Source organism: Georhizobium sp. MAB10 (assembly GCF_045012825.1).
Taxonomy (GTDB): domain Bacteria; phylum Pseudomonadota; class Alphaproteobacteria; order Rhizobiales; family Rhizobiaceae; genus Georhizobium; species Georhizobium profundi.
On the sequence record NZ_CP118314.1, the window covers coordinates 3,397,896 to 3,422,686 of the forward strand.

The window sequence follows — 24,791 nt, forward strand, 5'->3', positions numbered from 1 at the left end:
CAAAGCCCCCGGTTTCACAGGATCGTGAAGATCAGCCTTCAGCCGGGGCGTCGTCCGTCGCTTCCTCCGCGCGGCCCTTGAAGCCCTTGGCCAGCACGAACATCTCGACCGATTCCTGCCTGGACGATGGCGGCTTGATGTGGATGACGCTGCGAAAATTCTTCTTCAGCATAGTCAGCAGATCGTGGCCGGTGCCGCCCTGGAAGGTCTTGGCCAGGAAATGCCCGCCGGGGCGCAGGACATCCACCGCGAAATGGGCGGCAGCCTCACTCAGATGCATGGTGCGCAGATGGTCCGTCCGCTTGTGGCCGGTTGTCGGCGCCGCCATGTCGGAAATAACGACATCCGGCTGGCCGCCGCAGGCCTCGACCAGTTTGGCAGGTGCGTCGTCATCCAGAAAATCCATCAGCAGGATGTGAACGCCGGGGATCGTGTCCATTTCCAGGAAGTCGATGGCAGCGACGCGGGGCGCCTCATCTGCCGAACCGGTGACCTTGGCCGCGATCTGCGACCAGCCACCCGGCGCAGCCCCGAGATCGATGATGCGATGGGCGCCCTTCAGGATCTTGTGCTTCTCGTCGATCTCCAGAAGCTTGTAGGCCGCGCGCGAGCGATAGCCTTCGAGCTGCGCCCGCTGCACATAGGGATCGTTGATGTGTCGCTCGATCCATCGCCTGGACGATGCCTTGAGCTTGCCCTTCTTGACTTTCTGACCGAGCTTGCGCCCGCTCTTGATCGGCCCCGTCAACTCGTGCCCTCCCCGCCCTTGCGGCCTTGTTCGTTGCGCCCATCGAAGCGCGATCGGTTGCGATCGGTGGCCGGAAAGCGCGACCGGCGCCGTCGCCAGACGCCATCGGCCGCCATCATGTCGGTCAAAAGCCCTTCCCGCAGGCCGCGATCGGCCACGCGCAGGCGCTCAGCCGGCCAGCGACGGCGAATGCCCTGCAGGATCGCGCAACCCGCCAGCACCAGATCGGCGCGGTCGGCGCCGATGCACGGATTTGCCGAGCGCTGGTCGAAATCCCAGGAGAGGATCCGGTCGAGCATGCGATCGACCTCTTCGCTGGTCAGCCAAAGTCCGTCGACGCGCCGCCGATCATAACGCGGCAGGCCGAGATGGACACCGGCCAGCGTCGTTACGGTTCCTGACGTGCCGATCAGATGGAAATTTCCGCCCGTGTCACCGCCCATGCCGGGCAGATCCGGGGCCAGGAACGACGACAGCATCACCTCGACATCGGCAACCATCGCCTGGAACGTATCCGGCGTCACGTCGCGGCCGCCGAAGCGTTCCGACAAGGTGACCACGCCGACCGGCAGCGACGTCCAGGCACGAATGTGGTTGGCGAGACGGCCCGAGCGCTCGCGCGGCAGATCGATCACCGCGATTTCGGAGGAGCCGCCGCCGATATCGAACAGCACGACGGAGTCCGTCCCCTGCTCGACCAGCGACGAGCAGCCGGAGACGGCAAGCCGCGCTTCGGTCTCGCGGTCGACGATTTCCAGTTCGAGGCCCGTCTCGCGCTGGACCCGCTCGAGAAACTCAGCGCCGTTCTCGGCAGCCCGACAGGCTTCCGTTGCGATCAGGCGCGCCTTGCGGATGGGCTTGTCCGCCAGTTTCGATGCGCAGACTTTCAGGGCATCCACCGCCCGGTCCATCGCCCGGTCCGACAGGCGGCCCGACGCGGCAAGACCTTCGCCGAGCCGCACGATACGCGAGAAGGCATCAACCACGCGGAACTGGCCCGGCCGGGTCGGCGAAGCGACCAGAAGCCGGCAATTGTTCGTGCCGAGATCGAGCGCAGCATAAAGCGGCGCGGCGGCACTGTTGCGCCGATCGTCGGCATCGGCTTTCGCAGGGGCTGCGCTGGCGCCGTTTCCACCAGCCTGCGCCGACGCAGAGGAAGGCTGGGCTGCCTCTGCGCGGGCGGAAGCCGTGGCAGTGTTGCCGGCGGCACCGGCCGGGGCGTTGCCCTCGGCCACAACAGCACCGGCAGGCCCGCCGATCATGCCTCCCGGGCGCATCGTCTTGGCGCGCTTTGCGCGTTGACGGCGCTTGCGCGATTTCGAGCGTGTCGCACCGGGGTGATGGTCTCCCGGCCGATGGTCTCCCCGGCGCTCTTCGCCCGCACGCTGGTTACCTGCACGCAGGTTTCCCGACTTCTGGTCCTCGGAATGCTGGCGTCCCTGGTCACGGCCACCGTCCGCAAGACCTTCGGTGCCGCGCAATGCAGCGCCCGCTTTGCCGGCGCCGCCTCCATGGGTGTCGTTGTTGGTCAGCGCATCTGTGACCGGATGTCGGCCCACCGCGCGATGTCCAGCGTCGCCCTTCGACCGCTCAGCCGCAATCGACGCGGCGTCGCCGCCGCTGCCAGCTGCAACATGCGCCGCCTGGGACGTTGCGGTCGTGTTTCCGCCCCTGCGGCGCCGCCTGCGCCGCCTCTTCCCATCCTTGGCGCGAGCGGCGTCGCCGAGTGGGTCGGCAACCATCGTATGCGGGCGCGCTTCGCCGTCCAGGCGCGGGGCCTGGCCGGACGCTAGAGCATCACCTGTCGACGCCGGGCCTGCCGATGCCGCACCTGTCCTGCCGCGATCGGAACGGGCGCTTCTTGAGCGGTTCTTTCCGTTGCGGTTGGAGGGTTGGCCGGTTGGCGCATGACGTTGTCCGTGATCCTCATCTGGCGCCCCTCTTGTCGGCACGTCAGTGCCGCTTTCGGGGTTCTTCACGTCAGTTCCTGTCGGCGCGTCGCGGGCGGCAGCAAGAATGCGCACCGCGAAAAGCGCTCGTCTATCATCGTTGGGCAAAGCCTATCAGCCGGAACGCATTTGACAAAATGCTTTTTGGGACCCGCCCACGCCCGCCTCTTCCGTGCGCGCGAGTTCTCCCGTCTCGCCATGCCATCGCGGTCGATGGCCAAGACGGTGCCACTCCACCACGCTGCCCGCCAATTTATGCCCGTAGCCGTGCAACGGGGTCTTGATCGACAGGTCGAATATGCTACAAGGCGGCCTCGAAACAGCGGCGAACGGCCTTACCGGACCGATCTTCGCAAGTATGCACCCGCCGTTTCGAAGGCGCTTGCGCCCCCTCGGCTATGGGGAATAGGTTAACGGTAGACCCACGGACTCTGACTCCGTTAGTCCTGGTTCGAATCCAGGTTCCCCAGCCATTTGCTCCCTCCAGTCCCTTTGAAACCGCAGGATTCCGGCCTTTCGGCCTTAACGCGCTTGTGCGTCCAAATGGCCCGCCACGACTGGTGCCCACAACTGATGCCCACAGGTGTTGTCCAGCCGCCTTGGGCCGACGGAGCAGGGGCGGATGGGACTGCGCAGACACCAGGTCGAGAATCTTGTTCTCAGAGGACCGATTTTTTATTGGCGGGCACGCATTCCCGTCGGCTTTCGGGCCTCGGGAAGAAATGCCCGGCTTCATTGAGCCTTAGGCTCTCGGACCGTAAGAAGGCGTCGGCCGTCGCACGGTGGCTGAACGCGCTCCTGCTTGAAATGGAACTGGTACCGAAGACGCGCATGGCGACACGAGAACAGCTCGCGTAAATCTTCGCCCTCGAGGCGGACGCCATGCGGGCCGAGATCGAGGCGCTCGACCGCGCCGCCAAGCGTACCGGGACGATCCGTGAGCCCGAGCAGCGGGCAGCGGATCGTCAGGTCGGCCTCGCCTACCGACTGCTCCATGCTTGTGGGACAGGCGAGACGCTCTCTTTCGAGGAGGCGGGCGACGTCCGTGAGGCGCTGTACGGGGCTGGCGCGGAGCCTGAAGACATCCCCTTCATCAAAGCCACCTACCGCGCCGAGCGCAAAGCGATCCTCTCCGACCGCGAAGGCAGGACGCGCAGCCCATTCCTGCGCGACGTGCTCTTCCGCATGGGGCAGGTTGAACTGGAGGACACGCCGCTCAACCGGGACGCAGCTACCGAGGAGGTTTTCCGAGCACGGGCCGATGCGCTGCTCGCATCAGCGGCTGACCCCAGAAAGCCGACGCTTGTCGCTAAGCCTCGTGAAGACCGTCCGATCATTGACGTGGCCAAATTGCCACCGCCGCAGAAACCAGCGACTCAATGGGCGGATGAACCGCGTGCCCTTCCGACGGATCCGGCTATGCCCGACCTTCCTGCTTTGCCCATTGTCGCCAAGCAGACGACCGTCGCTGAGCAGCAGCCACTGCCTGCCAGCACCAAGCCCCCGAAGAAGGCGCCGAAAGAACTGCTCCTGTCAGAGTTCGACCGGGAAACGGACAACCTCATCGCAAATCATCAGGATCAATGGGAAGATGACACCGCGTCGGATGTTCGTGTCCTGGTTCGCATTTTCCGTGGCATCCTTGAGGAGCACGGGGTCACCCACTCCGGAGAAATTACGCAAGAGCACATTGCCGCGCTCCGCCAGCACTTCAACCACATTCTCCCCAGCTATGGCAGAAGCTCAAGGCTTCGTGCTCTGTCGCCGGAAGAATTGCGCGCCGAGAGCCTGAGGCGGGCCGATGCAACCCGCGAGAAAGGTGAAAAAGCCGTGCGGCTGGGCTTGAAGCCCGCCACGATCCGAAGACATCTCGGAAATTTGACCCACTTCCTAAAACACCTTCGCTCGCACCATTATTCGGTTCCCGAATGGACTTTCGAAGGCCTGCGGCCCAAGAAACCAAAGAGGGGCGAGGTCAGATCGCAGCAGGCAAAGCCCGGCCCTGATGAGGTCCGGCCGATTTTCGACTTGCCATTTTTCACAGGCCAAGCGAGCGCGGAACAACCCGAGCTTCCAGGCAGCTTGGTGTTCCATTCGGCCAATTATTTCCTGCCGATGCTTTACACCTATCTGGGTCCGCGGCGAAACGAGTTCGCGGGTCTGCTGGTGGAGGACGTCGAGCAGCGGGAAGGCATCTGGGCGATCCGGATCAGGGCCAATGAAGTCAGACGCATCAAGAATGCGCAGTCAGACCGCCTGCTTCCGGTGCCCGACGAACTGCTTCGACTGAATTTCGCTGAATACGTGGAGCGCCTAAAAGACATCGGCCATGAACGTCTGTTCCCGGAATTGTTCTCTCCTCTGCTAAAGAAAAACGATCCAGGAGATCGCTTTTACAAAGACTTCATCCCGGTGGTGAAGCGATGCATGAAGACCGAGCTTTGGGCGAGACCAATCCACGCGCTGCGGCACGGTCTGTCCGACACGCTCAAGCAGGCCAACGTTTCTGAAGGCGTCATCGAGGACGTCGCCGGACGGCTAGGCAGCTCCGAGACAGCGTCACGTTATACAAACCCCGCAGGCCTCTCCCTGCTGAAGCTCATCATTTCCCGATACCCCATCATCACCGGCCACCTGGAACCCCAGCCCATCAGACTGCTTCCTTGGGTCGAGCAGAACGATCTGCCGCCATGTGCTGGCAAGAAGAGCGGTGACCGCTTCGGCGACAAGCGGGGACGGCGCCCGAAGAAAAAGGCATAGCTGGCGCGAGCGCGTCGCACAGGTTGCGAACAAATCAGAAACAGGGTTCTGTCAGCGACATGAACATTGCCCTTCGCGATTCGACCCTGCCAGCGCCCGCCGAGACCGAGGACTATCTCTCTTCGCTGAACGCCGAGCAGCGGGCGGCGGTGGAGCATGGTGAGGGCGCTGTGGCTGGACCCCTGCTGGTCATCGCAGGGGCCGGGTCGGGCAAGACCAATACGCTTGCCCATCGCGTCGCGCATCTGATCGTTAAGGGCGCTGATCCGCGCCGCATCCTGCTGATGACTTTCTCGCGCCGGGCAGCGTCGGAAATGAGAAGCCGGGTGGAGCGGATCGCCGCGCGGGTGCTGGGGGACAAGGCCGCAGCGCTGACGGAGGGCCTCACCTGGGCAGGCACGTTCCATGCCGTAGGCGCACGGCTCCTGCGAGACTATGCGCTGGAGATCGGGCTCGACCCCGCGTTCACCATCCACGACCGCGAGGATTCCGCCGACCTCATGAACCTCGTGCGGCACGAGCTTGGCCTGTCGAAGACCGAAAGCCGCTTTCCGGCCAAGGGCACCTGCCTTGCGATTTACTCGCGCGTCGTCAATGCGCAGGATGAGTTGGAGCCGATCCTGGCGAAGAGCTTTCCCTGGTGCATGGGCTGGGCCGAGGAATTAAAGCAGCTCTTTGCCGCTTACGTCGACGCCAAGCAGGCGCAGAACGTGCTCGACTATGACGACCTGCTGCTCTGGTGGGCGCAGATGTGCGGCGAGGCAGCGATCGTGGAGCATCTTGGCGGGCGCTTCGACCATATCCTTGTTGATGAATACCAGGACACCAACCGCCTTCAGGCGTCGATCCTCTTGGCGCTGAAGCCGGATGGCGCCGGGCTGACCGTCGTGGGCGACGACGCCCAGTCGATCTATTCTTTCCGGGCGGCCGAGGTCCGCAACATCCTCGATTTTCCTGGCCACTTCGCCGAGCTGGCGCGCGTTGTCACGCTCGACCGCAACTACCGCTCGACCGACGTGATCCTCGCAGCCGCCAATGCGGTGATTGGCGAGGCGTCCGAGCGCTTCACCAAGAACCTGTGGACCGAGCGTAGCTCGCGCGATCTGCCTCGGCTCGTCACCGTGCGCGACGAGGCTGAGCAAGCAAATTATGTCGCCGATCAGGTTCTGGAGGCTCGCGAGGAAGGCGTCGCGCTGAAGACGCAGGCCGTCCTCTTCCGCGCCGCGCATCACTCCGGGCCGCTGGAGATCGAGCTGACCCGCCGCAACATCCCCTTCGTGAAGTTCGGCGGACTGAAGTTCCTGGATGCCGCCCATGTGAAGGATGTGCTGGCAGTCCTGCGTTTTGCCGAGAACCCGAAGGATCGCGTTGCCGCCTTCCGCGTCATGCAGCTCATCCCCGGCATCGGCCCGTCGGCCGCCGGTCACGCGCTGGAAGCGATGGAACGCGCGCTCGATCCGGCACTGGGGTTGCAGTTCTTCAAGGCGCCCGCTCGTGCCGAGGCTGACTGGCCCGGCTTTGTGGAGCTCTACTCCGGCTTGCGCACAAAGTCTTCCTGGCCTGCCGACCTCGAGCGCGTGCGGCTGTGGTACGAGCCACATCTGGAGCGCATACACGAGGATGCCGGTACGCGGCGCGCCGATCTCCTGCAGCTCGAACAGATCGCCGCCGGCTATTCCTCACGCGAGCGGTTTCTAACCGACCTCACGCTTGATCCGCCCGACGCCACCAGCGATGAAGCAGGGCCGCCGCATCTCGACGAGGACTATCTGATCCTCTCGACCATCCATTCCGCCAAGGGCCAGGAATGGACGAAGGTTTTCGTGCTCAACGCCGTCGACGGCTGCATCCCGAGCGACCTTGCGGTGGGAGAGCGCGACGAGATCGAGGAGGAGCGCCGCCTGCTTTACGTCGCGATGACGCGCGCAAAGGACAGTCTGCACCTTATCACGCCGCAGCGCTTCTTCGTGCACGGCCAAGCCGCGCGCGGCGACCGCCACGTTTACGCCTCGCGCACCCGCTTCATCACCGAGCCCATGCTGGAACGCTTCGCGCATACCGCATGGCCCCCGCCATCGCAAGGTGCGAGCGGGCGCTCGCCGCAACCCAATATCCGCGTCGACCTCAAGGCGAAGATGCGCGGCATGTGGCGATAGGTTTCAGGGCGAGGATAGTCGAGGCAGAGCAGGCCAGCGATGCTCCATCTCTGCATCATGCTCGTCCGCCCTATCGACGCCACGCGCCCCTCCATGGACTTACCGCCATTGAACATCGGGCAATCGCAAGCAATCGCCGCCACGGCCTCGGCGTAGCCTACCAGACGCCTCGTCTTGGGCGCTGGCGTGCGGACACCGCCTCGGCAGGCAACCATATCGGTTAACTCGAACCGCGCCGCCCTGAAGCCGACTTCTCGCAAGGCGTCGGCCACCGGGCTCATCGCCACTGGCTTCATTGGCACGCCCACGTCATGGACGAACAGGATCGTCGGAACGGCGTCTTCTCGGCCGTCGATCAGGAACGACATCTGCCTCTTCCCGCTCTTCAAAACAGCAAGGCTTCGGTTTTAGGAAATGGTTACCTAGCTACCGAAGCAGACCTTTCCCGCTCAGAACCTTGGATCGCTTCCCCCTATCTCTGAATCCGATGACCGCAAATCGAGATGACGTGCGGGCACTTCATCACGCGTTGGGTCACGTCGATCTGCCCCGCGTTGCCGACGCCAAGGGTCAATGCCGTTGCCGTGCCCCTGCCCTGGCCAGGGTCCGCGGTCAGGGCTTCAACAAGGCGATCCGTCGCCGACACCAGCCGGCCGTCTCTAGGGCTTCTGATGAGCTTTCTCGATCTCCGGATATTTGCGCAGCAGCGCATTGAGATCGCCAGGCCCGAATATGTGCCTAGCTCTGTCGACCACAGCTTATAGGCGTAGGCACCATCGCATTCATTTCCGCCTTTACCGCGCCATTGGGTTGATATGCTTGATCAGGCAGATGAAGGATGGTTGTGCTGGCAAGACTGCACGACCGCTACCGAAGCGTCCTATTCAGATGCGTACGAGACTTAGCGTTTGTGCGCGGAACGGTTCAGAATTTGAGGCTGAGGCGGTCGCTATTGTCGCAAGTGGCCGACTTTGCGTTGACGCTTTACCGATGCGATCGATGCAGGCACCATAATCTTACCAGTCGGACCTAAAAGTAGGCGCTACACAACAACTTGAACATTCGAGTGCAATATTTCGATGCGCAGCAGTCCGGTTAGCGACTGCTTTTGGGTTGGCCCGATATCCTGTGAGCGACTGGAATGGGGCGCAAAGCTGACGTTTCAGAAACTGTTGGGAAATCATTTCCCAGCCTCGTGCAAGGCGACACTCGAATGTCGACTTCGCGCCCGCCATTCGGTGGTTGAGACGCAGTTCGCCGTGACTAAAAGCCGACGCTAGGCATATTGTGACAAGCGGAAGTAATATTCCTAATATACGCGTCGTTCAGCTAGACTGATTCCCCCGCGCTCGCTATCGAACTGCGCTAGATACGATCCAGCCTGCGGTCAATTGTTCCTCCTACTAGAACCTTGTCTAATTACCCACGCTTAACACTTTTGGCCTACTCTTGCTCGCGTGGAGGAGCTGCCATGTTAGGTGCGCGCGCAGATATGTCGATGCGGAACTGGGGGAAGCTAGCTCAATGGACTGTCTTCGGTACGTTGGGTTGCGTCACAATCTGCATTAGCATCAACTATGTTATGTTCCGAAGTGATCCTGCTGTAATATTAAGTAAAGCACTGATAAGCTCCACTTTACTGCCGATTATGCTTGCCGGGTCCTTGTTCTTTTTCTTGTCCTTGAAACTAAGGGAACTGGCGATAGCCAACCATCGCTTGGCTTATCTCGCTGCGACAGACAGCCTTACGGGATGTTTGAATCGACGTGCCTTCACCAAGTCAGTTGAGAACTGCCTGAACTTCCATAGCGTCACTCACAATCCGATCGGTGCACTGCTCGTAATTGACGCTGACCACTTCAAGGCGATTAACGATCGCTTCGGACATCATCGTGGAGATGAAGCTCTCACGCTTCTTGCAAAAGCAATCACTGGGTCCTTACGCAAGAACGATGAGCTGGGCAGGCTTGGGGGCGAAGAGTTTGCTGTTTTTCTTCAGCACGCCAACATGGCCGAGGCCTCGCTTGTGGCCGAACGCATACGCAAGGCAGTTAATGACATCGACTTCAAGGTAAATGGCGAGCAATACAAATTGTCGGTGAGTATCGGTGGTGCCGCCTGCGCGCACAGCGCGACGTTTGCCAACCTATTCCGACTTGCCGATGAGCAACTGTACATCGCCAAAAACGGCGGACGTAACCGGATCGAAATGATCTGCAATTCATCGCAGGCTGCCTTGACCGCGGCGTCTGCAAGTCTGCACTGAACACTCTTAAAACTGGCTCTTGCTGTCGCGGCGCGCTTGGCTGGCTTACTGTGCAAACTTTCACTTGATCGAATCATACCAGTACGGCGAGTTACAACGAACCGCTATTTCGTAGAGGACCTCCCGCTTCGCGCCGCCATTTCTGCCGTCGCTATAAACTCTGCTTTCGCTTGAAAGCGGACAATGTCTTCGATTAGTTCGAAAGCCGATTTGAGCCCTCAGGTTGCAATCTTCGTTCTGCCTCTGTGCCCCACTACCTCGCCTCCTTATGAAACTGGAACGACGTCTGAAGCGACATGCACACCTGCATGGAGCGCTGGCGACGATCTTGATAAATCGTGAGAAGCCCGGCAAACCAGAAAATGGATTCTAACCGAATTGGGTCCACAATTAAAGTTTGGTTCGGCGAGAGGACGCAGGTTCGCCATGCGATTAGGCGGACTATCGGCGACAAGAACAGGTCCGTTCTGCGCGAAAATGGCAGGTTGGTGCGTCTTGTCAGGCGGCTCCGTATTTTCGATGAAGGCGGGGAGATCAAGAGGCTTTGGTGCCAGCAAGTGATACGACCATGATGGGAAACCAGAGTTTCGCGCGTCTATTTCAGGCCTCGCCGGCGCCATTTCTTGTTCTTAAACCCGACGCGCCGCGGTTCACCATCATCGAGGTAAACGAGGCGTATCTGGCGGCCACGATGCGGACGCGCGAAGATGTGGTCGGACTGGGCATCTTCGAGGCATATCCTGACAACCCCGACGACCCGGCCATCGCGGGCGTGCGCACCCTGCGTGCGTCAATCGAGCATGTGCTCGCCTCCAAGCAGCCGGACACGCTACCGGGTCTCAAATACGACGTCGCTCGGCCGGACGGTACGTTTGAGGAACGGTGGTGGAGTCCGGTCAACTCGCCGGTGCTCGACGAAAACGGCGAGGTGGAGGCGATCATCCACAACGCCAACGACGTGACTGAGCAATACCGCGCCGAAAAGGCGCTGCGCGAGAACGAGGCGCGCCTGCGCTTCATGAACGAGCTCGATGAGGCGCTGCGCAGTTCGGGGGACGCGGTCGCCGCGATGTCCGCGGCTGCGCAGTTGCTGGGGCGGCGCCTCGGCGCCTCCCGAACCGCCTACGCCGCCGTTGACGTCGACAGCGATGCCTTCATCATCCACCGCGACTATACAGCGCCGGGGATCGCGAGTTCGGCCGGGACCTACAGTCTCGATCTCTTCGGTCCGCGCGCCGCCGTCGACATGCGCGGCGGACAGACGCTCGTTATTCGCGACGTCGCGGGCGAGCTCGCCCTCGGCGAAGGACGCGAGACCTTCCAATCGATCGGTATCGACGCAATCGTCTGTTGCCCACTCGTCAGCGGCGGCAGGCTCGCGGCGATGATGGCCGTTCACCAGGATACCCCGCGGGACTGGCGCGCCGACGAGATTTCGCTGGTCGAGGCGGTGGTCGAGCGCTGCTGGGCACATGTCGAGCGCGTCAGCGCCGAAAGCCGGCTGCGAGAGTCGGAGGCGAAATATCATGCCGTCGCCAATTCAGTCGACCAGATGATCTGGTTGACGCGTCCTGACGGCTTTCATGACTACTATAACGACCGCTGGTACGAATTTACCGGCGCGCCCTATGGCTCGACGGACGGCGAGGCGTGGAACGGCCTATTCCACCCCGATGATCAGGAGCGATCCTGGGCCTTATGGCAGCACTGCCTCAAGACCGGGGAGCCTTATCATATCGAGTACCGCTTGCGGCATCGTTCAGGCCAATACCGCTGGGTTATCGGCCGCGCGCAGTGCGTACGTGACCAAAATGGACAGATCGCTCGCTGGTATGGCTCCTGCACCGATATACACGATCTGAAAATGGCTGAAGAGCAGCTGCGCGAACTTAACGAGACGCTTGAGCAACGCGTTTTCGAGCGCACCGCGGAGCTGGAGCAGGCGCACGAGGCGCTACGCCAAAGTCAGAAAATGGAAGCCGTCGGCCAACTCACTGGCGGCATCGCGCACGACTTCAACAACCTCCTGGCGGGCATCTCGGGCTCGCTCGACATGATGCAGACCCGTCTCCAGCAGGGGCGCGTCGGTGACCTCGACCGCTACATGGTTGGCGCGCAAGGCGCGGCCAAACGCGCCTCGGCGCTAACGCATCGCCTTCTCGCGTTCTCGCGACGTCAGACGTTGGACCCCAAGCCGACGGACGTGAACCGCCTCGTTGCCGGAATGGAAGACCTCATCCGGCGGACGGTCGGTCCGCAGATCGCTGTCGAGACAGTGGCGAAGGCGGGCTTGTGGTCGGCGCTGGTCGACCCCAACCAGCTCGAGAACGCGCTCTTGAACCTTTGCATCAACGCGCGGGACGCCATGCCCAACGGCGGCAGCATCACAATCGAGACCGCGAATCGCTGGCTCGACGATCGGGCCGCGCGCGAGCGCGACCTGCCGCCCGGCCAGTACCTTTCCATGTGTGTGTCGGACAATGGAACGGGCATGTCCCCGGACATCATCGAGCGCGCCTTCGATCCCTTCTTCACCACCAAGCCGATCGGCGTCGGCACAGGGCTCGGCCTCTCGATGATCTATGGGTTCGCCCGCCAGTCGGGCGGGCAAGTCCGCATCTACTCCGAGGTCGGCAACGGGACGATGGTCTGCGTCTACCTTCCCCGCCACCACGAGGAGGAGGTTTGCGAACCCGAGGTTGTTCCGACGCTCCCGCGGGTCGACTCAAGAGGCAAGACAGTCCTCGTGGTGGACGACGAGCCACTGGTGCGAATGCTCGTGGTGGACGCTGTCGAAGATCTTGGATTCAGCACGATCGAGGCGGGCGATGGCCCGCAGGCGCTGAAAGTCCTGCGCTCGGACGCATTCGTCGACCTCCTCATCACCGACGTGGGTCTGCCCAATGGCATGAACGGGCGGCAAGTGGCCGACGCCGCTCGGGAGCTACGTGCCAACCTAAAGGTGCTGTTCGTGACGGGTTATGCCGAGAACGCCGTTCTAAGCCATGGTCATCTCGATCCCGGCATGCAGGTGGTCACGAAGCCGTTCGACATGACCGTCCTATCTAACCGGATCCAGGGCATGTTCGACGACTGACGCTCACGCGGTTTCCGAACGGCCGCTTTCGGTGGTGGTTTGAAAGATGGGCTTGAACCTCTTGAAGGGGCCGTATGCCGTCGCACAGACTAGCTCAAGCCTAGTGGCAGCTATTTGGCCCACGGCGCCAAAGACTTCACCTCCGGAAACCACCCCGAAGGCGTCGGTAGGAAAACATTTCCCAGCGTCCCACCCCGCTGACGCCCTCCGGACCGGGGTGGGAAGCGGACCGGCAGGTTTCGGGCGGTTACTCGGTGAAACTGCTTTTCACCTAACACCGAGCTTTGGTAGCAGCGCGCCGCATATAGACGCTCAGGTTTATTTCGACCGTGCTAGGAAGCAGACCAGGAACGTTACTGCTCTTACCGGCTTGTGCAGGAAGTCAGTTATCGGAACACCGGCAAAGCGCCGCGCGGAGAAGTGCTGGTCACTGACCTCGAATGCCGTTCGCGATCGTTCAGCGCACCAAAGGTAACAAGAGAAACAGTATGATTAATCAGATTACCCGTGGCACGGGTCGGAAGCTGCTTCTAGTCCACGGGCTCGGGGGAAGCTGGCAATCATGGAGCACTATCCTGGATGCACTTAGCGCCAATCGAACGGTGATCGCGATTGACCTTCCTGGGCATGGCGCCACCCCGGCCGAACACGACAGCGGGACGTTCGATGGTCTTGTCGGCAGCGTCGAGCGCTATATAGCGGACAACGGACTGGCAGGGATTGACGTTGTCGGGAGCTCGATGGGGGCACGGATCGTGCTCGAACTCGCTCGACGCGGCAATATCGGCAACGTGGTGGCGCTTGATCCGGGTGGTTTCTGGCGGAGTTGGGAACGAACCTTCTTCAAGATCACCATAGGAGTTTCCGGGCGATTGCTCCGGGCAATCCGGCCCAGCCTGCCAATGCTGAGCGGGAATGCGGCGTCGCGCACTGCGCTGCTGGCACAATTATCCGCGCATCCTTGGGCGCTCGATCCGCAGGTCGTTGCGACGGAATTGGCAAGTCTCAGCACAACATCGACATTCGACGCACTGGTCCATGACCTTGCGAGTGGTCGTGAGCAGACCGGTCCTGCCGCCGATGCCACTGGTCGCATCGTGATTGGGTGGGGCCGGCATGATCGCTTATGTCTGCCAAGGCAGGCGGCGCGGGCAAAAGCGGCTTTTCCTTCCGCGGATCTACATTGGTTCGAGTCCAGCGGCCACTTTCCTATGTGGGACATGCCCGAGGAGACTATTGCCGTCATTCTTGCCGCGACTCGATGACGTCTTAACGCAATGCCGCCGGTCGGCGTGAGACGACTAGCACCCCGCCGCCATTGGTCCGCGCCATCGAAAACTTGCTTGATCACTCCATGATCGAGAGCACATTGCGCTATCTTGGCGTCGACGTGGAGGACGCGCTCCTCCTGGATGAGCGAACCGAGATCTGACATTGAGCGGCCGATGCAACGTGGACGGCCGCTTTTGACACGCGACACACTAGGTTGCTCCGACCATCGTGGGGTGGATTGCGGACGGGCAGCTTTTGGGCGGTCGTGGCACCCAAGCAGTCATAGCTCTGCTTGCGCGAGCACATTCTATGGTCGATGATCCAGCATGACCGAATTGCTCGACCATAATGCATACATAGCTGCGGCGCCGGAAGCCCTTCGGCCACAACTTGCCAACGTTCGTGACCTCCTCAAGCAAGCTCTTCCTGATGCGGAAGAGGTCATGCAGTACGGCATGCCAGGCTTCACTTCCGGAGGCGTGATGATCGCGGGTTACGGAGCGTTCAGCAAACAGTGCGGCCTCTATGTCAGCAAAGGTGCGATCAACGCGCATGCTGACGATATCGCTGCAGCCGAGCTTAAAGCATCCAAGACTGGTGTCACCTTTTCACCAACAAAACCGATACCTGACGAACTGATCACGGCGCTCGCCTTGGCATCGCGCAACGATGCGGCGGTCTGACCGCCAATGTGCGAGATGGGGTCGCAAGCAGTTGTAGAGATCAGCTGAATCTTAGCGGCAGCTATTCGGCCCGCGGCGCCCAAAACCGGATCGCCCGGAAACGGCCCAAACTGTGCCCAACAAACAATGTCCGCTTTCTCCGAAGTCCTCAGAAAAGCTGACAGGCGGCTTCCCACCCCAAAGTAGACATGACGCCAGCCCGACTATCGCACTCGGGAAATGATTTCCTACCGGCGCTTTTGGGGTGACCTGCTCCCCTGAATGTCCCCATTCATAGGCTAGCTCTGTTCACGTTGTGGTCCATTTGGGACCGGGTTGCAAACTCGTTCGGTGTGAGCCCGTCAAGGCTCGTATGGGGCCGGTGCAGGTTTTAGTCTATTCTCCATGTCTCGATGATCTCTCGTGCATGGGGGTAGCTTCGGAACAGGTGCTCGTTGAGGCATTCCTCCCTGAGCCTGCCATTGAATGACTCCACGAAGCCATTTTGCATGGGTTTGCCGGGTGCGATGTAGTGCCACTCGACGCCGCGATCCTGCTGCCAAGTCAGCATGGCGTTTAACGTCAGCTCCTTGCCGTTGTCGCTGACAATCATGCAGAGGTAGCCGTGCCGTTCGGCGATCGCATCCAGTTCACGAGCGACACGTTCGCCCGAGATCGAGTTGTCGACCACCGTCGCCAGGCACTCCCGGCTGAAGTCGTCGATCACGCAAAGGATGCGGAAGCGACGGCCGTCGACCAACGCGTCCGACACGAAGTCGAGTGACCATCTCTGGTTTGGATCCTGCGGAATGGCCATCGGCGCTCTCGTGCCCAGAGCCCGTTTGCGCCCGCTACGTTTTCGGACCGTCAGGCGCTCTTCCTTGTAAATCCGGTAGAGCTTCTTCCAGTTCACCGAGACACCCTCCCGCTTCAACAGCAGGTGCAGGCGGCGGTAGCCGAACCGCCGTCGCTGCGATGACAGTTCCCGCAAACGTGCTCGCAAAGCAGCATCGTCCGACCGGCTGGATATGTATCGGTAGACACGCGGCGCAATGCCGACCAGGGCACAGGCCCCGGCTGAGAGTAGCTCTTCTTTTCGACTGCCCAACTCACGGCATTTCTCCTTGAGCCGGGCGTCAGAAGTTTTTTGCCAGCATCTCGCGCAGCGTCGATGCATCCATCATCGACTCTGCCAGAAGCCTCTTCAGGCGGGCATTCTCCTTCTCCAAAGCCTTCAGCCGTTTGGCCTCCGACACCTCCAGGCCGCCAAACTTCTTTCGCCAAGCGTAGAAGGTCGCGTCCGAAATGCTATGCTTGCGGCAAAGCTCGCTGGCCGTCATGCCCGCCTGATGCTCATTGAGAATACAATGATCTGTTCGTCCGAGAACCGCGATCGCTTCATTGCCCGTCTCCTTCATCAAAGAACAGGCTAACCCAAAAGCGGGAACGTCTCAGGGGAGCAGGTCAACCCATTTCGGCTAGAATCCATATTCTGGTTTGCCGGGCTTTGAGCGGTTTATCAAGATCGTCGCCAGCGCTCCATGCAGGTATGCATGTCGCTTCAGACGTCGTTCCAGTGTCATCGGGAGGCGAGGTAGTGAGGCAAAGAGGCAGAATGAAGATCGCACTCTATACGATGAGCTCTGCAATCCCCGGGATCTGACCCACAACGAAAAAGCTAACTTTTTGCGAGCTTTCGGTACCACCGCGCCAGTAGAAATGGTGTGAGGTACATCGGGATCTGAAAGCAGCCGATGAATAGTAGAAGCTCGTCGGCCGTTGCCTCTGGCAACACCGAAAGAAACAAAGCTGCGTTGCGATTGCCGGCGGTGATCCCCATCGCCGGTGCCGCGGCCGGGTCCTTACGCGCGGCAAGCGCACTGGCGCAGAGCTGAATCGGAAAGTTAAGCAGGAAGACAGCGGCCAGTGCCGCGAAGAATGCACCACGCTCGTTGAGAACCGCCGGACCGATGGCCGACATAAGGCCGATGACCACCAGACCGAGCAGAAGTGCGGCAAGCCCATCCATGGCCAACACCGACCGATCGCTGCCCGACACGACGTCGAGCGCCCGTAAGGCGTAGGCGACGCCGCCGGCTAGTGTGATCAGCATCAGAAGCTCGAGTGCAGCCCGCGCAACCGCAAGCGGGCTGCCGAAGGCGGGCATGACGAGAAACACCGGCAAGACCGTCAACGGCAAGAGCGCGGTTCCGATGACGAGCTGGCGTAAGGCCGGCGCTGGATCGCCGCCGGCCATGAGGGTGATGTTCGGGCTGCCAGTGATGGGCGCTGCTGCCAGCACCAGCACGATGCCCATGGCGATGGTAGAGCCGAGGGCGCCCGTGAGCCAAAAGGCGAACGCCGCCGTGAGCGGCAGCACAACCTGGAGCACGAGCGCCAGTCCCGCCGCGCGGTGGACGCCCTTAAGCCCTGCTCTGATGCCATCTGGTCCCAAGCGGAGAACCGCAAGGAACAGCAGCGCCACGATCATCGGCGCGATGCCGGGCCTCAGCGCAACTGCGAGTTCCGGCAGGAATGCGCCGAGCAAGAGCCCCGCGACGAGCAGCATCCGCCCATGGCGGGCGAGGAAGGCGAAGACTGGCACCAGCCTAAAGGGAGGCGGCAGCACGCGCCGCCTGGTCGTAGGCACCAGAGACCGCACGTAAGAGGCTGGCGAGACGCGAGAGCTCAGCCGGGTCGTGACCGAATTGTAGAACCGACTGCACCACTAGCGCCTCTCGAACATCGCCATAACGCTTGCAGAGTTGGCGTCCTGCTTCTGTTACCGTAATCGTCTTCTCCTTGCCCTTGCGGCCCGGCTCCACCAAACCTTGCTCGACCAGCTTCTTGATCGCGTAGTTGACGAGATGCGTATCCTCAACATTGAGCACGAGACAGATATCCGCGAGCGTTTTCGGCCTTGCCCGATGGTTGACGAGGTGCACGATCAGCACTTCCATAGGCGAGAGCGACGGCCCACCGGCTGCCGCCGTGCAGCGCACGATCCACCGCTGGAAGGCATGATTTGCCATGGTCAAGGCAAACTCGACTTCCGAGAGCGCCGGCAGGCTCGAATTGGCGAGATGCGCCGATGAAACCACCGGCCCGATCGCTAGATCCTTCAGTTGTTCATCATAGTGCTCGGCAGCCATAGGGCGATCTCCGGAAAAGCGGCGAGAAGTGCAGTCGCTAGGACAAGGATCAAGAAGAAGGGCAGCGCATAGAGCGCGATCTCGAAAATCCCTCGTCCCGTGATCGACTGGATGACGAACAGGTTAAAGCCAACGGGCGGGGTAATCTGGCTCATCTCGACCACGAGAACGAGGAAGACGCCGAACCAGATCGGATCAATGCCGGCGGCAAGCACCATCGGCAGGATGACGGACGTTGTCAGCACGACCATTGATATGCCGTCGATGAAGCAGCCGAGAATGATAAAGAACACGAGGAGGACGGCCAGCAGCGCGAACTGCGAAAAGCCCTGCTCACCGATCCAGGCGGCAAGCGTGCGCGGGATGCCGGTATAGCCCATGGCGACGGTGAGGAACGACGCGCCTGCCAGAATCAGCGCGATCATGCAGCTCGTGATCGCCGATCCTTTGAGCGAGGTTACGAAGCTTTCCCGCGACAGCCCACCGGAAAAGAAGGAGATCGCAAGGGCTCCAAAGACGCCAACCACGGCCGCTTCGGTCGGCGATGCGAAGCCGCCATAGATCGAGCCGATGACCGTCACGATCAGGACAACTGTCGGCAGGAGCAGCGTCAGCGCCTCGAACCGTTCGCCCCAAGTGGGCTTCGGCTCGGGCTCCGGCATCCTGTCCTTGTTCATCCAGGCCCAGAGCATGACGTAGGACGAAAACATCACCGCCAGCATGACGCCTGGCAGGATGCCGGCGAGAAACAGGCGCGCGATCGATTGCTCGGTCGCCGCGCCATAAACGATCATGATAATCGAGGGCGGGATAAGGAAGCCGAATGTGCCCGAACCGGCGAGCGTGCCGATCGCCATGCGCGGGTCGTAGCCGCGCCGCTGCAGTTCCGGCAGCGACATCTTGCCGACCGTCGCAGTCGTTGCAGCCGACGAACCGGACACGGCTGCAAACAGCGCGCACCCGAACACGTTGACGTGCAGGAGACGCCCGGGCAGCCTTCGCGTGAAGGGAGCAAGGCCCGAAAACATGTCCGACGAAATGCGGGAGCGGAACAGAAGCTCGCCCATCCAGATGAACATGGGAAGCGCCGTCAGGTCCCAGCTGTTCATTGCCCCCCAGACCCGACGTGCGAAGACGAGTCCGGCCGGCGCCGATGACGCCAGTTCCATGGCGACAAAGCCGACAGCCATGAGGGCAAAGCCGACCCAAAGGCCGGAGAAAAGGAAGCCGAAGAGGACAGCAATCAGGATCAGGGACAGAATGCCGATATCCATCAGTGGCCTCCCTCGTCGACGCCGCGCGTGCGCTCGATCTCGCGAAACTTCGCTTCGCCACCGGAAAGCACGGCTGCGAGTTCGTCCAGGATCGCAACGGCGAGGATGGCGAGCCCGCTTGTCATGACCGCTTGCGGGATCCAGAGCGGGATCGCGATCAGGCCGTAGGATACGGATGCGCGCTCGAAGGACGCATAGGCCTGCCCTCCGACCACCCAGCTCGCATAGGCGGCAAGCGCCAGAGCGACGATGAGGACGAATGCGGTCATGGCGCGTTCCAGGCGGGGCCCGGCCCAGCCGACGAAGAGCGTCACGCGCACATGACCCGCTGCCCTCAAGGTCGCCGGCAGAGCGAGAAAGGCCGAGGCGATAAAGAGAAAGCCGCCGATCTCTGCCAGCGACGGGATGGCAAAGCCGAAGCGGCCGAAGCCAGCGAGCGTAGACAAGCGGTCGATCAGCCGTGCCACCACCTGGATGAAGACGAGGGTCGCGATCACGACCATCGCGGAGCAAGCGCCGAACAGAGCAGCGCCGTAGAGGGCATCGAGTGCCTTGCGCATGGGAGCAGTCCCTGTAAGTGGAACGGGCGGGTCGATGACCCGCCCGTTCTTGAAGGCTTACTGGTTGCGGTAGGCTTCGATGACCGCGGTGCCTGCCTCACCGGCCGAGGCCTGCCACTCCTCGGTCATCGTCGCGCCGATCTCCTGCAGCTTGGCGGAAAGCGCCTCGGACGGCTGCATGATGGTCATGCCGCCAGCCTCCAGCTCAGTGATCTTGGCGTCGGTCTCCTCGCGCGACATCTGCCAGCCGCGCTCTTCAGCGGCAGCAGCCGCTTCTAGGATCGCGTTGCGCTCGTCTTCCGAAAGCGCTTCGAAGGCTTCCGTGTTGACGACGATGATGTTCTTCGGGAGCCAGGCCTGTACGTCGATGTAGTGCGAGGTGAAATCCCAAGCCTTGGCGTTGGCGCCAGTCGATGGCGAGGTGATCATCGCCTCGACGCGGCCGGTCGAGAACGCGGTTGGAATATCGGTCTCTTCGACCTGCGTCGGCGTGGCGCCGAGCAGCGTCGCAAGGCGCTCCGTGGCGACGTTGTATGCCCGGAAGTTCAACCCTTCCATCTGTGCCGGATCGGTGACTTCCTGGTTGAGGTAGAGGCTCTGACCCGGCCAGGCGACCGCATAAAGCACCGTTAGGCCCTGCTCGGCGAGCTTTTCGGAGACCGCGTCTCGTGAGGCAGCCCAGAGCTGCTCGCCCTCTTCATAGGAAGAAGCCAGGAACGGGATAGAATCCAGCGCAAAGACCGGGTCTTCGTTCGCAAGACGCGAGAGCAGGAACTCGCCAATTGGCACGAGACCGTCACGCACCGCATCCTTGATCTCAGCATGGCCAAAAAGCGAGTTTGCGGAATGCACGGTGAGGTCGACGCTGCCGCCCGTTGCCTCCCGAACGTCGTCGGCGAACTGCATGATGTTCTGCGTGTGAAAGATGCCATCGCCATAGGGCGTCGGCATGTCCCAGGCGTTCTGCCCCATGGCGGGAGCGGAGAGAAGAGTGGCGAAGGCTGCGGCTAGAAGACCGGCGCGAAAATGCTGCGTCATGATCGTATTCCCCTTTTTTTGGCAGTGCGACCTGGTTCCGGCAGGACGCTTGCGGCGCCGTATCGGGCGTCGAAATGAGAGGTTGACGGCTCATTCGCAATTTGTCAACGATTTGTCAGCGTCCGGCGGAAGACCGGTCGAACTCGGGAACATTGACGGAGGACTGCATCATGGCGGACCGCATCGACGGCACGGGTCAGTGGGATTTCTGGATCGATCGCGGCGGCACGTTCACCGACGTCATCGGCCGCGCACCCGACGGATCGCTGCAGCCGATGAAACTTCTGTCGGAAAATCCGGAAGCCTATGAGGACGCGGCGATCGAAGGCATCCGACGCCTGGTCGGCGCTGCCACCCAAGCCGATCTGCCCTCCGCTGCCATCGGCACCATCCGTATGGGAACGACGGTCGCCACCAACGCGCTGCTCGAACGCAAGGGCGAACGCACGCTGCTCCTCATCACCGAAGGCTTCCGCGACCAGCTGCGCATCGCCTACCAAGCGCGGCCGGACATCTTCGCCAAAGAAATCATCCTCCCCGAACAGCTCTACGAGCGCGTCATCGAGGTGCCTGAACGCTTGATGGCCGACGGGTCGGTTGAGCGCGCGATCGAGCTCGACCCGATCCGTGCGGACCTCGAGGAGGCGAAGGCCGACGGCATCGGCGCCGTTGCGATTGTGCTGATGCATGCCTGGCAGAACCCGGTCCATGAGGCGGCGCTGGCCGAACTGGTCCGAGGTCTGGGCTTCGAGCAGGTTTCCGTCAGCCACGAAGTCTCGCCGCTGATCAAGCTCGTCGGTCGCGGCGATACGACCGTCGTCGACGCCTATCTCTCGCCCATCCTCGGCCGCTATGTCTCGCGCGTCGCTCGTATCCTCGGCGCTACGCCGCCCGGCGAGCCCGGCCCGACGCTTCAGTTCATGATGTCGTCCGGCGGCCTCACCGCTGCCGACCGTTTTCGGGGCAAGGATGCGATCCTGTCCGGCCCGGCAGGCGGCGTCGTCGGCATGGTCAAGACTGCCGAACAGGCAGGCTTTCCCCGCGTCATCGGCTTCGATATGGGCGGCACCTCCACGGACGTTGCACATGCGGCAGGCGAATATGAGCGTGCCTTCGACACGGAAGTCGCCGGCGTGCGCATCCGCGCGCCGATGATGCGCATCCACACCGTTGCCGCTGGCGGCGGGTCGATCCTACATGCCGATCCCGGTCGCTTCCGCGTCGGCCCGGATTCGGCCGGTGCCGATCCCGGCCCCGCCTGCTACCGCCGCGGCGGGCCGCTCACAGTGACGGATGCGAACGTCATGCTGGGCAAGCTCAACCCGGACTTCTTCCCAGCGATCTTCGGCCCCGACCAAGATAAGCCGCTCGACCGCGCCACGGTTGCGACGAAGTTCGCCGAGATCGCGGAGAGCGTCGGCGAAGGTCGCTCGCCGGAGGAGATTGCGGAAGGCTTCCTGAAGATCGCCGTCGAAAACATGGCGAATGCCATCAAGAAGATCTCCGTCCAACGCGGCTACGACGTAACGCGCTACGCGTTGAACTCGTTCGGCGGAGCCGGCGGCCAGCACGCCTGCCTCGTCGCCGATTCGCTCGGCATGGAATCGATCCTGATACACCCGCTGTCGGGCCTGCTCTCAGCATACGGAATGGGCCTCGCCACCGTCACGGCGAGCCGCCAACAGGGGCTGATGCAGCCGCTCGCCGAAGCCAGCCGCGCCGCAATCTCCGGCCTCGAGGCGGACCTTGCCGGCGCCGTCGCCACCGAACTTGCCGAACAGGGCATCGCAGTCGATACGGTCACCACGCGCACGAAACTACATCTACGCTACGCCGGCACCGACAACACGCTCGATGTTGCCTTCGACGGCGACCTTGCCAAGGCGCAAAGCAGTTTCGAGGCGATGCACCAGGCGCAATTCGGCTTCATCACGCCCGACAAGCCAATCACGGTCGAAGCCGTCGAGGTCGAAGGCTGGCAGGCCGGCGACGAGACGATCGAGGGCGTGAAGGATGACGGCACCGGCCGCGACGCTTCGTCAGACGTCACCGGCCGCACCTTCTCCGGCGGCGAGTGGCGTCAGGCAGGCGTGTTCCGCCGCGAGGGCATCCAGGCAGGCGACCGCATCAAGGGTCCCGCCCTTATCATCGAGGCCAACCAGACGATCGTTGTCGAGCCGGGCTGGACCGCCAGGCTGACGGCTGCCGACAACATCGTGCTGGCCCGCCACGAGAAGCTCGCCCGCAACCAGGCGATCGGCACGAAGCAGGCCGATCCGATCCTGCTAGAGGTGTTCAACAACCTCTTCATGAACATCGCCGAGCAGATGGGCGTCGCGCTCCAGAACACGGCGCATTCAGTTAACATCAAGGAGCGGCTCGACTTCTCCTGCGCCGTCTTCGACGCTTCCGGTGCGCTGGTCGCCAATGCGCCGCATATGCCGGTGCACCTAGGCTCCATGGATCGCTCGGTCAAGACCGTGATCCGCCTGAACGAGGGCAACATCCGCCCCGGCGACGTCTTTGCGCTTAACGCCCCTTATAATGGCGGCACGCACCTGCCCGACATCACGGTGGTAAGCCCGGTCTTCAGCGACGACCGCAAGGAGATCCTGTTCTGGGTCGCCTCTCGCGGTCACCATGCCGATGTCGGCGGCACCGCACCGGGTTCGATGACTCCGCTTGCGACGACTGTCGACGAAGAAGGCGTTCTCATCGACAATTTCCAATTGGTCGCTGAAGGACAGTTTCGGGAAAAGGAGCTCCACGAGCTCCTGACCAACCACCCCTATCCGGTTCGCAACCCGGTTCAGAACATCGCCGACCTCAAGGCGCAGATCGCCGCCAACGAGCGCGGCGCGGCCGAGCTTCGCAAGATGGTCGAGGAGTTCGGGCTGGAGGTCGTGCAGGCCTATATGGGCCACGTACAGGACAACGCGGCCGAGGAAGTAGCGCGGCTTATCGGGCGCCTGGAGGATTGCTCCTACGAGTATCCGACCGACACAGGCCAGATGATCAAGGTGAAGATCACGGTCGATCGCGACGCGCGCACCGTCACGGTCGACTTCACCGGCACCTCGGGCGCGATCGCCAACAACTTCAATGCGCCGGAGCCGGTCGCACGCGCAGCCGTTCTCTACTGCTTCCGCGTCATGGTAGAAGCGCCGATACCGATGAACGCCGGCTGTCTGCGGCCGATCCGCATCGTCATCCCCGAGGGCTGCATGCTGAAGCCGGCCTACCCTCGCGCCGTCGTCGCCGGTAACGTCGAGACTTCGCAGCATGTGACCAACGCTATTTTCGGCGCCCTAGGGGCGATCGCCAACAGCCAGGGCACGATGAACAACCTGACCTTCGGCAACAACGAGTACCAATATTACGAGACGATCTGCTCGGGCTCGCCGGCCGGCCGCATGAATGACGGCCGCGGCTTTGCCGGAACGTCGGGCGTGCACGTCCACATGACAAACTCACGCCTGACGGACCCGGAGATCCTGGAGATGCGTTTCCCCGTGATGCTGGAGAACTTCACGCTGCGAGACGGCTCGGGCGGTATTGGCGCATTCGCGGCCGGCAACGGCACGACACGTACGCTGCGCTTCCTCCAGACCATGGACTGCGCGATCCTGTCGTCGCACCGACACGTCCACCCGCAGGGCATTGCAGGCGGCGGCGAAGGCGAGCTCGGCCGCACCGAGGTTCGCCGCCTCGACGGAACGGTCGAGGTTCTGAAAGGCTGCGACCAGACGGTGCTTCAGGCTGGCGAAGCGGTCACCGTGATCACGCCGACACCCGGCGGCTACGGCCAAGTCTGATCTCGACCTCCTGCCGCCGTTCAGCCCTTCCCGTTCGGCGGC

Annotated in this window: 14 protein-coding genes, 1 tRNA gene and 3 pseudogenes; 9 read left to right on the plus strand and 9 right to left on the minus strand. The window is 62.1% G+C overall.

The window, feature by feature from the left end:
* Positions 1–31: 31 nt before the first annotated feature.
* The gene (locus PU133_RS16280; RefSeq protein ID WP_404862529.1) at positions 32–748 is read right to left on the minus strand and encodes an RlmE family RNA methyltransferase; all 717 of its coding nucleotides are present in this window, start codon (positions 746–748) and stop codon (positions 32–34) included.
* A complete protein-coding gene (locus tag PU133_RS16285) occupies positions 745–2,490 on the minus strand; it encodes a Ppx/GppA phosphatase family protein (protein ID WP_404862530.1) in 1,746 nt (581 codons plus the stop codon). Before PU133_RS16285 ends, PU133_RS16280 begins: the two co-directional genes overlap by 4 nt.
* A 606-nt stretch (positions 2,491–3,096) precedes the next feature.
* Between PU133_RS16285 and PU133_RS16290 the strand changes: the two genes are divergently transcribed.
* The 3 genes from PU133_RS16290 (at position 3,097) to PU133_RS16300 (ending at position 7,613) form a co-directional block, all read left to right on the plus strand.
* Positions 3,097–3,170: transfer RNA gene (locus PU133_RS16290), tRNA-Gln, on the plus strand.
* A 409-nt stretch (positions 3,171–3,579) separates the two neighbouring features.
* Entirely contained in the window at positions 3,580–5,457 is a 1,878-nt protein-coding gene (locus PU133_RS16295) for an integrase (protein WP_404862531.1), read from the plus strand.
* Positions 5,458–5,516: 59 nt separating this feature from the next.
* On the plus strand, positions 5,517–7,613 hold the full coding sequence (locus PU133_RS16300; protein ID WP_404862532.1) for an ATP-dependent helicase: 2,097 nt from the start codon (positions 5,517–5,519) through the stop codon (positions 7,611–7,613).
* A 71-nt stretch (positions 7,614–7,684) separates the two neighbouring features.
* On the opposite strand, the pseudogene PU133_RS16305 reads toward PU133_RS16300, so the two are convergent.
* A pseudogene (locus PU133_RS16305) lies at positions 7,685–7,981 on the minus strand (alpha/beta family hydrolase); the annotation flags it as partial.
* A gap of 1,103 nt (positions 7,982–9,084) precedes the next feature.
* On the opposite strand from PU133_RS16305, the gene PU133_RS16310 reads away from it, so the two are divergent.
* The 5 genes and pseudogenes from PU133_RS16310 to PU133_RS16330 all read left to right on the plus strand — a co-directional run bounded on the left by PU133_RS16310 (position 9,085) and on the right by PU133_RS16330 (position 14,931).
* Entirely contained in the window at positions 9,085–9,879 is a 795-nt protein-coding gene (locus PU133_RS16310; RefSeq protein ID WP_404862533.1) for a GGDEF domain-containing protein, read from the plus strand.
* 568 nt (positions 9,880–10,447) lie between these two features.
* Positions 10,448–12,976 carry a PAS domain S-box protein gene (locus tag PU133_RS16315; RefSeq protein WP_404862534.1) on the plus strand — a complete coding sequence of 843 codons (2,529 nt, stop codon included), beginning with the start codon at positions 10,448–10,450 and terminating at the stop codon, positions 12,974–12,976.
* A 440-nt stretch (positions 12,977–13,416) separates the two neighbouring features.
* Complete coding sequence (locus PU133_RS16320) at positions 13,417–14,241, plus strand: alpha/beta fold hydrolase (RefSeq protein ID WP_404862535.1); 825 nt, start codon at positions 13,417–13,419, stop codon at positions 14,239–14,241.
* Positions 14,242–14,297: 56 nt separating this feature from the next.
* Positions 14,298–14,408: pseudogene (locus PU133_RS16325) on the plus strand (integrase); the annotation flags it as partial.
* A 166-nt stretch (positions 14,409–14,574) separates the two neighbouring features.
* A complete protein-coding gene (locus PU133_RS16330) occupies positions 14,575–14,931 on the plus strand; it encodes an iron chaperone (RefSeq protein ID WP_126011230.1) in 357 nt (118 codons plus the stop codon).
* Positions 14,932–15,202: 271 nt separating this feature from the next.
* Here PU133_RS16330 and PU133_RS16335 read toward each other — a convergent pair.
* The 6 genes and pseudogenes from PU133_RS16335 to PU133_RS16360 all read right to left on the minus strand — a co-directional run bounded on the left by PU133_RS16335 (position 15,203) and on the right by PU133_RS16360 (position 20,934).
* Positions 15,203–16,312, minus strand: a pseudogene (locus PU133_RS16335) (IS3 family transposase).
* 276 nt (positions 16,313–16,588) lie between these two features.
* Positions 16,589–17,539: a hypothetical protein gene (locus PU133_RS16340; protein ID WP_404862536.1), complete on the minus strand. Its 951-nt coding sequence runs from the start codon at positions 17,537–17,539 to the stop codon at positions 16,589–16,591.
* Positions 17,520–18,062 carry a winged helix DNA-binding protein gene (locus PU133_RS16345; protein WP_126011232.1) on the minus strand — a complete coding sequence of 181 codons (543 nt, stop codon included), beginning with the start codon at positions 18,060–18,062 and terminating at the stop codon, positions 17,520–17,522. Before PU133_RS16345 ends, PU133_RS16340 begins: the two co-directional genes overlap by 20 nt.
* The gene (locus PU133_RS16350) at positions 18,032–19,336 is read right to left on the minus strand and encodes a TRAP transporter large permease (protein ID WP_404862537.1); all 1,305 of its coding nucleotides are present in this window, start codon (positions 19,334–19,336) and stop codon (positions 18,032–18,034) included. Before PU133_RS16350 ends, PU133_RS16345 begins: the two co-directional genes overlap by 31 nt.
* Complete coding sequence (locus tag PU133_RS16355) at positions 19,336–19,896, minus strand: TRAP transporter small permease (RefSeq protein WP_126011236.1); 561 nt, start codon at positions 19,894–19,896, stop codon at positions 19,336–19,338. The genes PU133_RS16350 and PU133_RS16355 overlap by 1 nt, the downstream gene beginning before the upstream one ends.
* A gap of 57 nt (positions 19,897–19,953) precedes the next feature.
* On the minus strand, positions 19,954–20,934 hold the full coding sequence (locus PU133_RS16360; RefSeq protein WP_404862538.1) for a TRAP transporter substrate-binding protein: 981 nt from the start codon (positions 20,932–20,934) through the stop codon (positions 19,954–19,956).
* 170 nt (positions 20,935–21,104) lie between these two features.
* Between PU133_RS16360 and PU133_RS16365 the strand changes: the two genes are divergently transcribed.
* Positions 21,105–24,749, plus strand: coding sequence for a hydantoinase B/oxoprolinase family protein (locus PU133_RS16365; RefSeq protein WP_404862539.1), 3,645 nt, complete (start codon positions 21,105–21,107; stop codon positions 24,747–24,749).
* Positions 24,750–24,791: the final 42 nt, after the last annotated feature.

Bases quoted from the DNA above. Each gene is read 5' to 3' on its own strand.
- PU133_RS16350 (WP_404862537.1), bottom strand. From the start codon at position 19,336: ATGGATATCGGCATTCTGTCCCTGATCCTGATTGCTGTCCTCTTCGGC.
- PU133_RS16320 (WP_404862535.1), top strand. From the start codon at position 13,417: ATGCCGTTCGCGATCGTTCAGCGCACCAAAGGTAACAAGAGAAACAGT.
- PU133_RS16295 (WP_404862531.1), top strand. From the start codon at position 3,580: ATGCGGGCCGAGATCGAGGCGCTCGACCGCGCCGCCAAGCGTACCGGG.
- PU133_RS16330 (WP_126011230.1), top strand. From the start codon at position 14,575: ATGACCGAATTGCTCGACCATAATGCATACATAGCTGCGGCGCCGGAA.
- PU133_RS16315 (WP_404862534.1), top strand. From the start codon at position 10,448: ATGATGGGAAACCAGAGTTTCGCGCGTCTATTTCAGGCCTCGCCGGCG.
- PU133_RS16365 (WP_404862539.1), top strand. From the start codon at position 21,105: ATGGCGGACCGCATCGACGGCACGGGTCAGTGGGATTTCTGGATCGAT.
- PU133_RS16345 (WP_126011232.1), bottom strand. From the start codon at position 18,062: ATGGCTGCCGAGCACTATGATGAACAACTGAAGGATCTAGCGATCGGG.
- PU133_RS16355 (WP_126011236.1), bottom strand. From the start codon at position 19,896: ATGCGCAAGGCACTCGATGCCCTCTACGGCGCTGCTCTGTTCGGCGCT.
- PU133_RS16360 (WP_404862538.1), bottom strand. From the start codon at position 20,934: ATGACGCAGCATTTTCGCGCCGGTCTTCTAGCCGCAGCCTTCGCCACT.
- PU133_RS16300 (WP_404862532.1), top strand. From the start codon at position 5,517: ATGAACATTGCCCTTCGCGATTCGACCCTGCCAGCGCCCGCCGAGACC.
- PU133_RS16285 (WP_404862530.1), bottom strand. From the start codon at position 2,490: ATGGTTGCCGACCCACTCGGCGACGCCGCTCGCGCCAAGGATGGGAAG.
- PU133_RS16310 (WP_404862533.1), top strand. From the start codon at position 9,085: ATGTTAGGTGCGCGCGCAGATATGTCGATGCGGAACTGGGGGAAGCTA.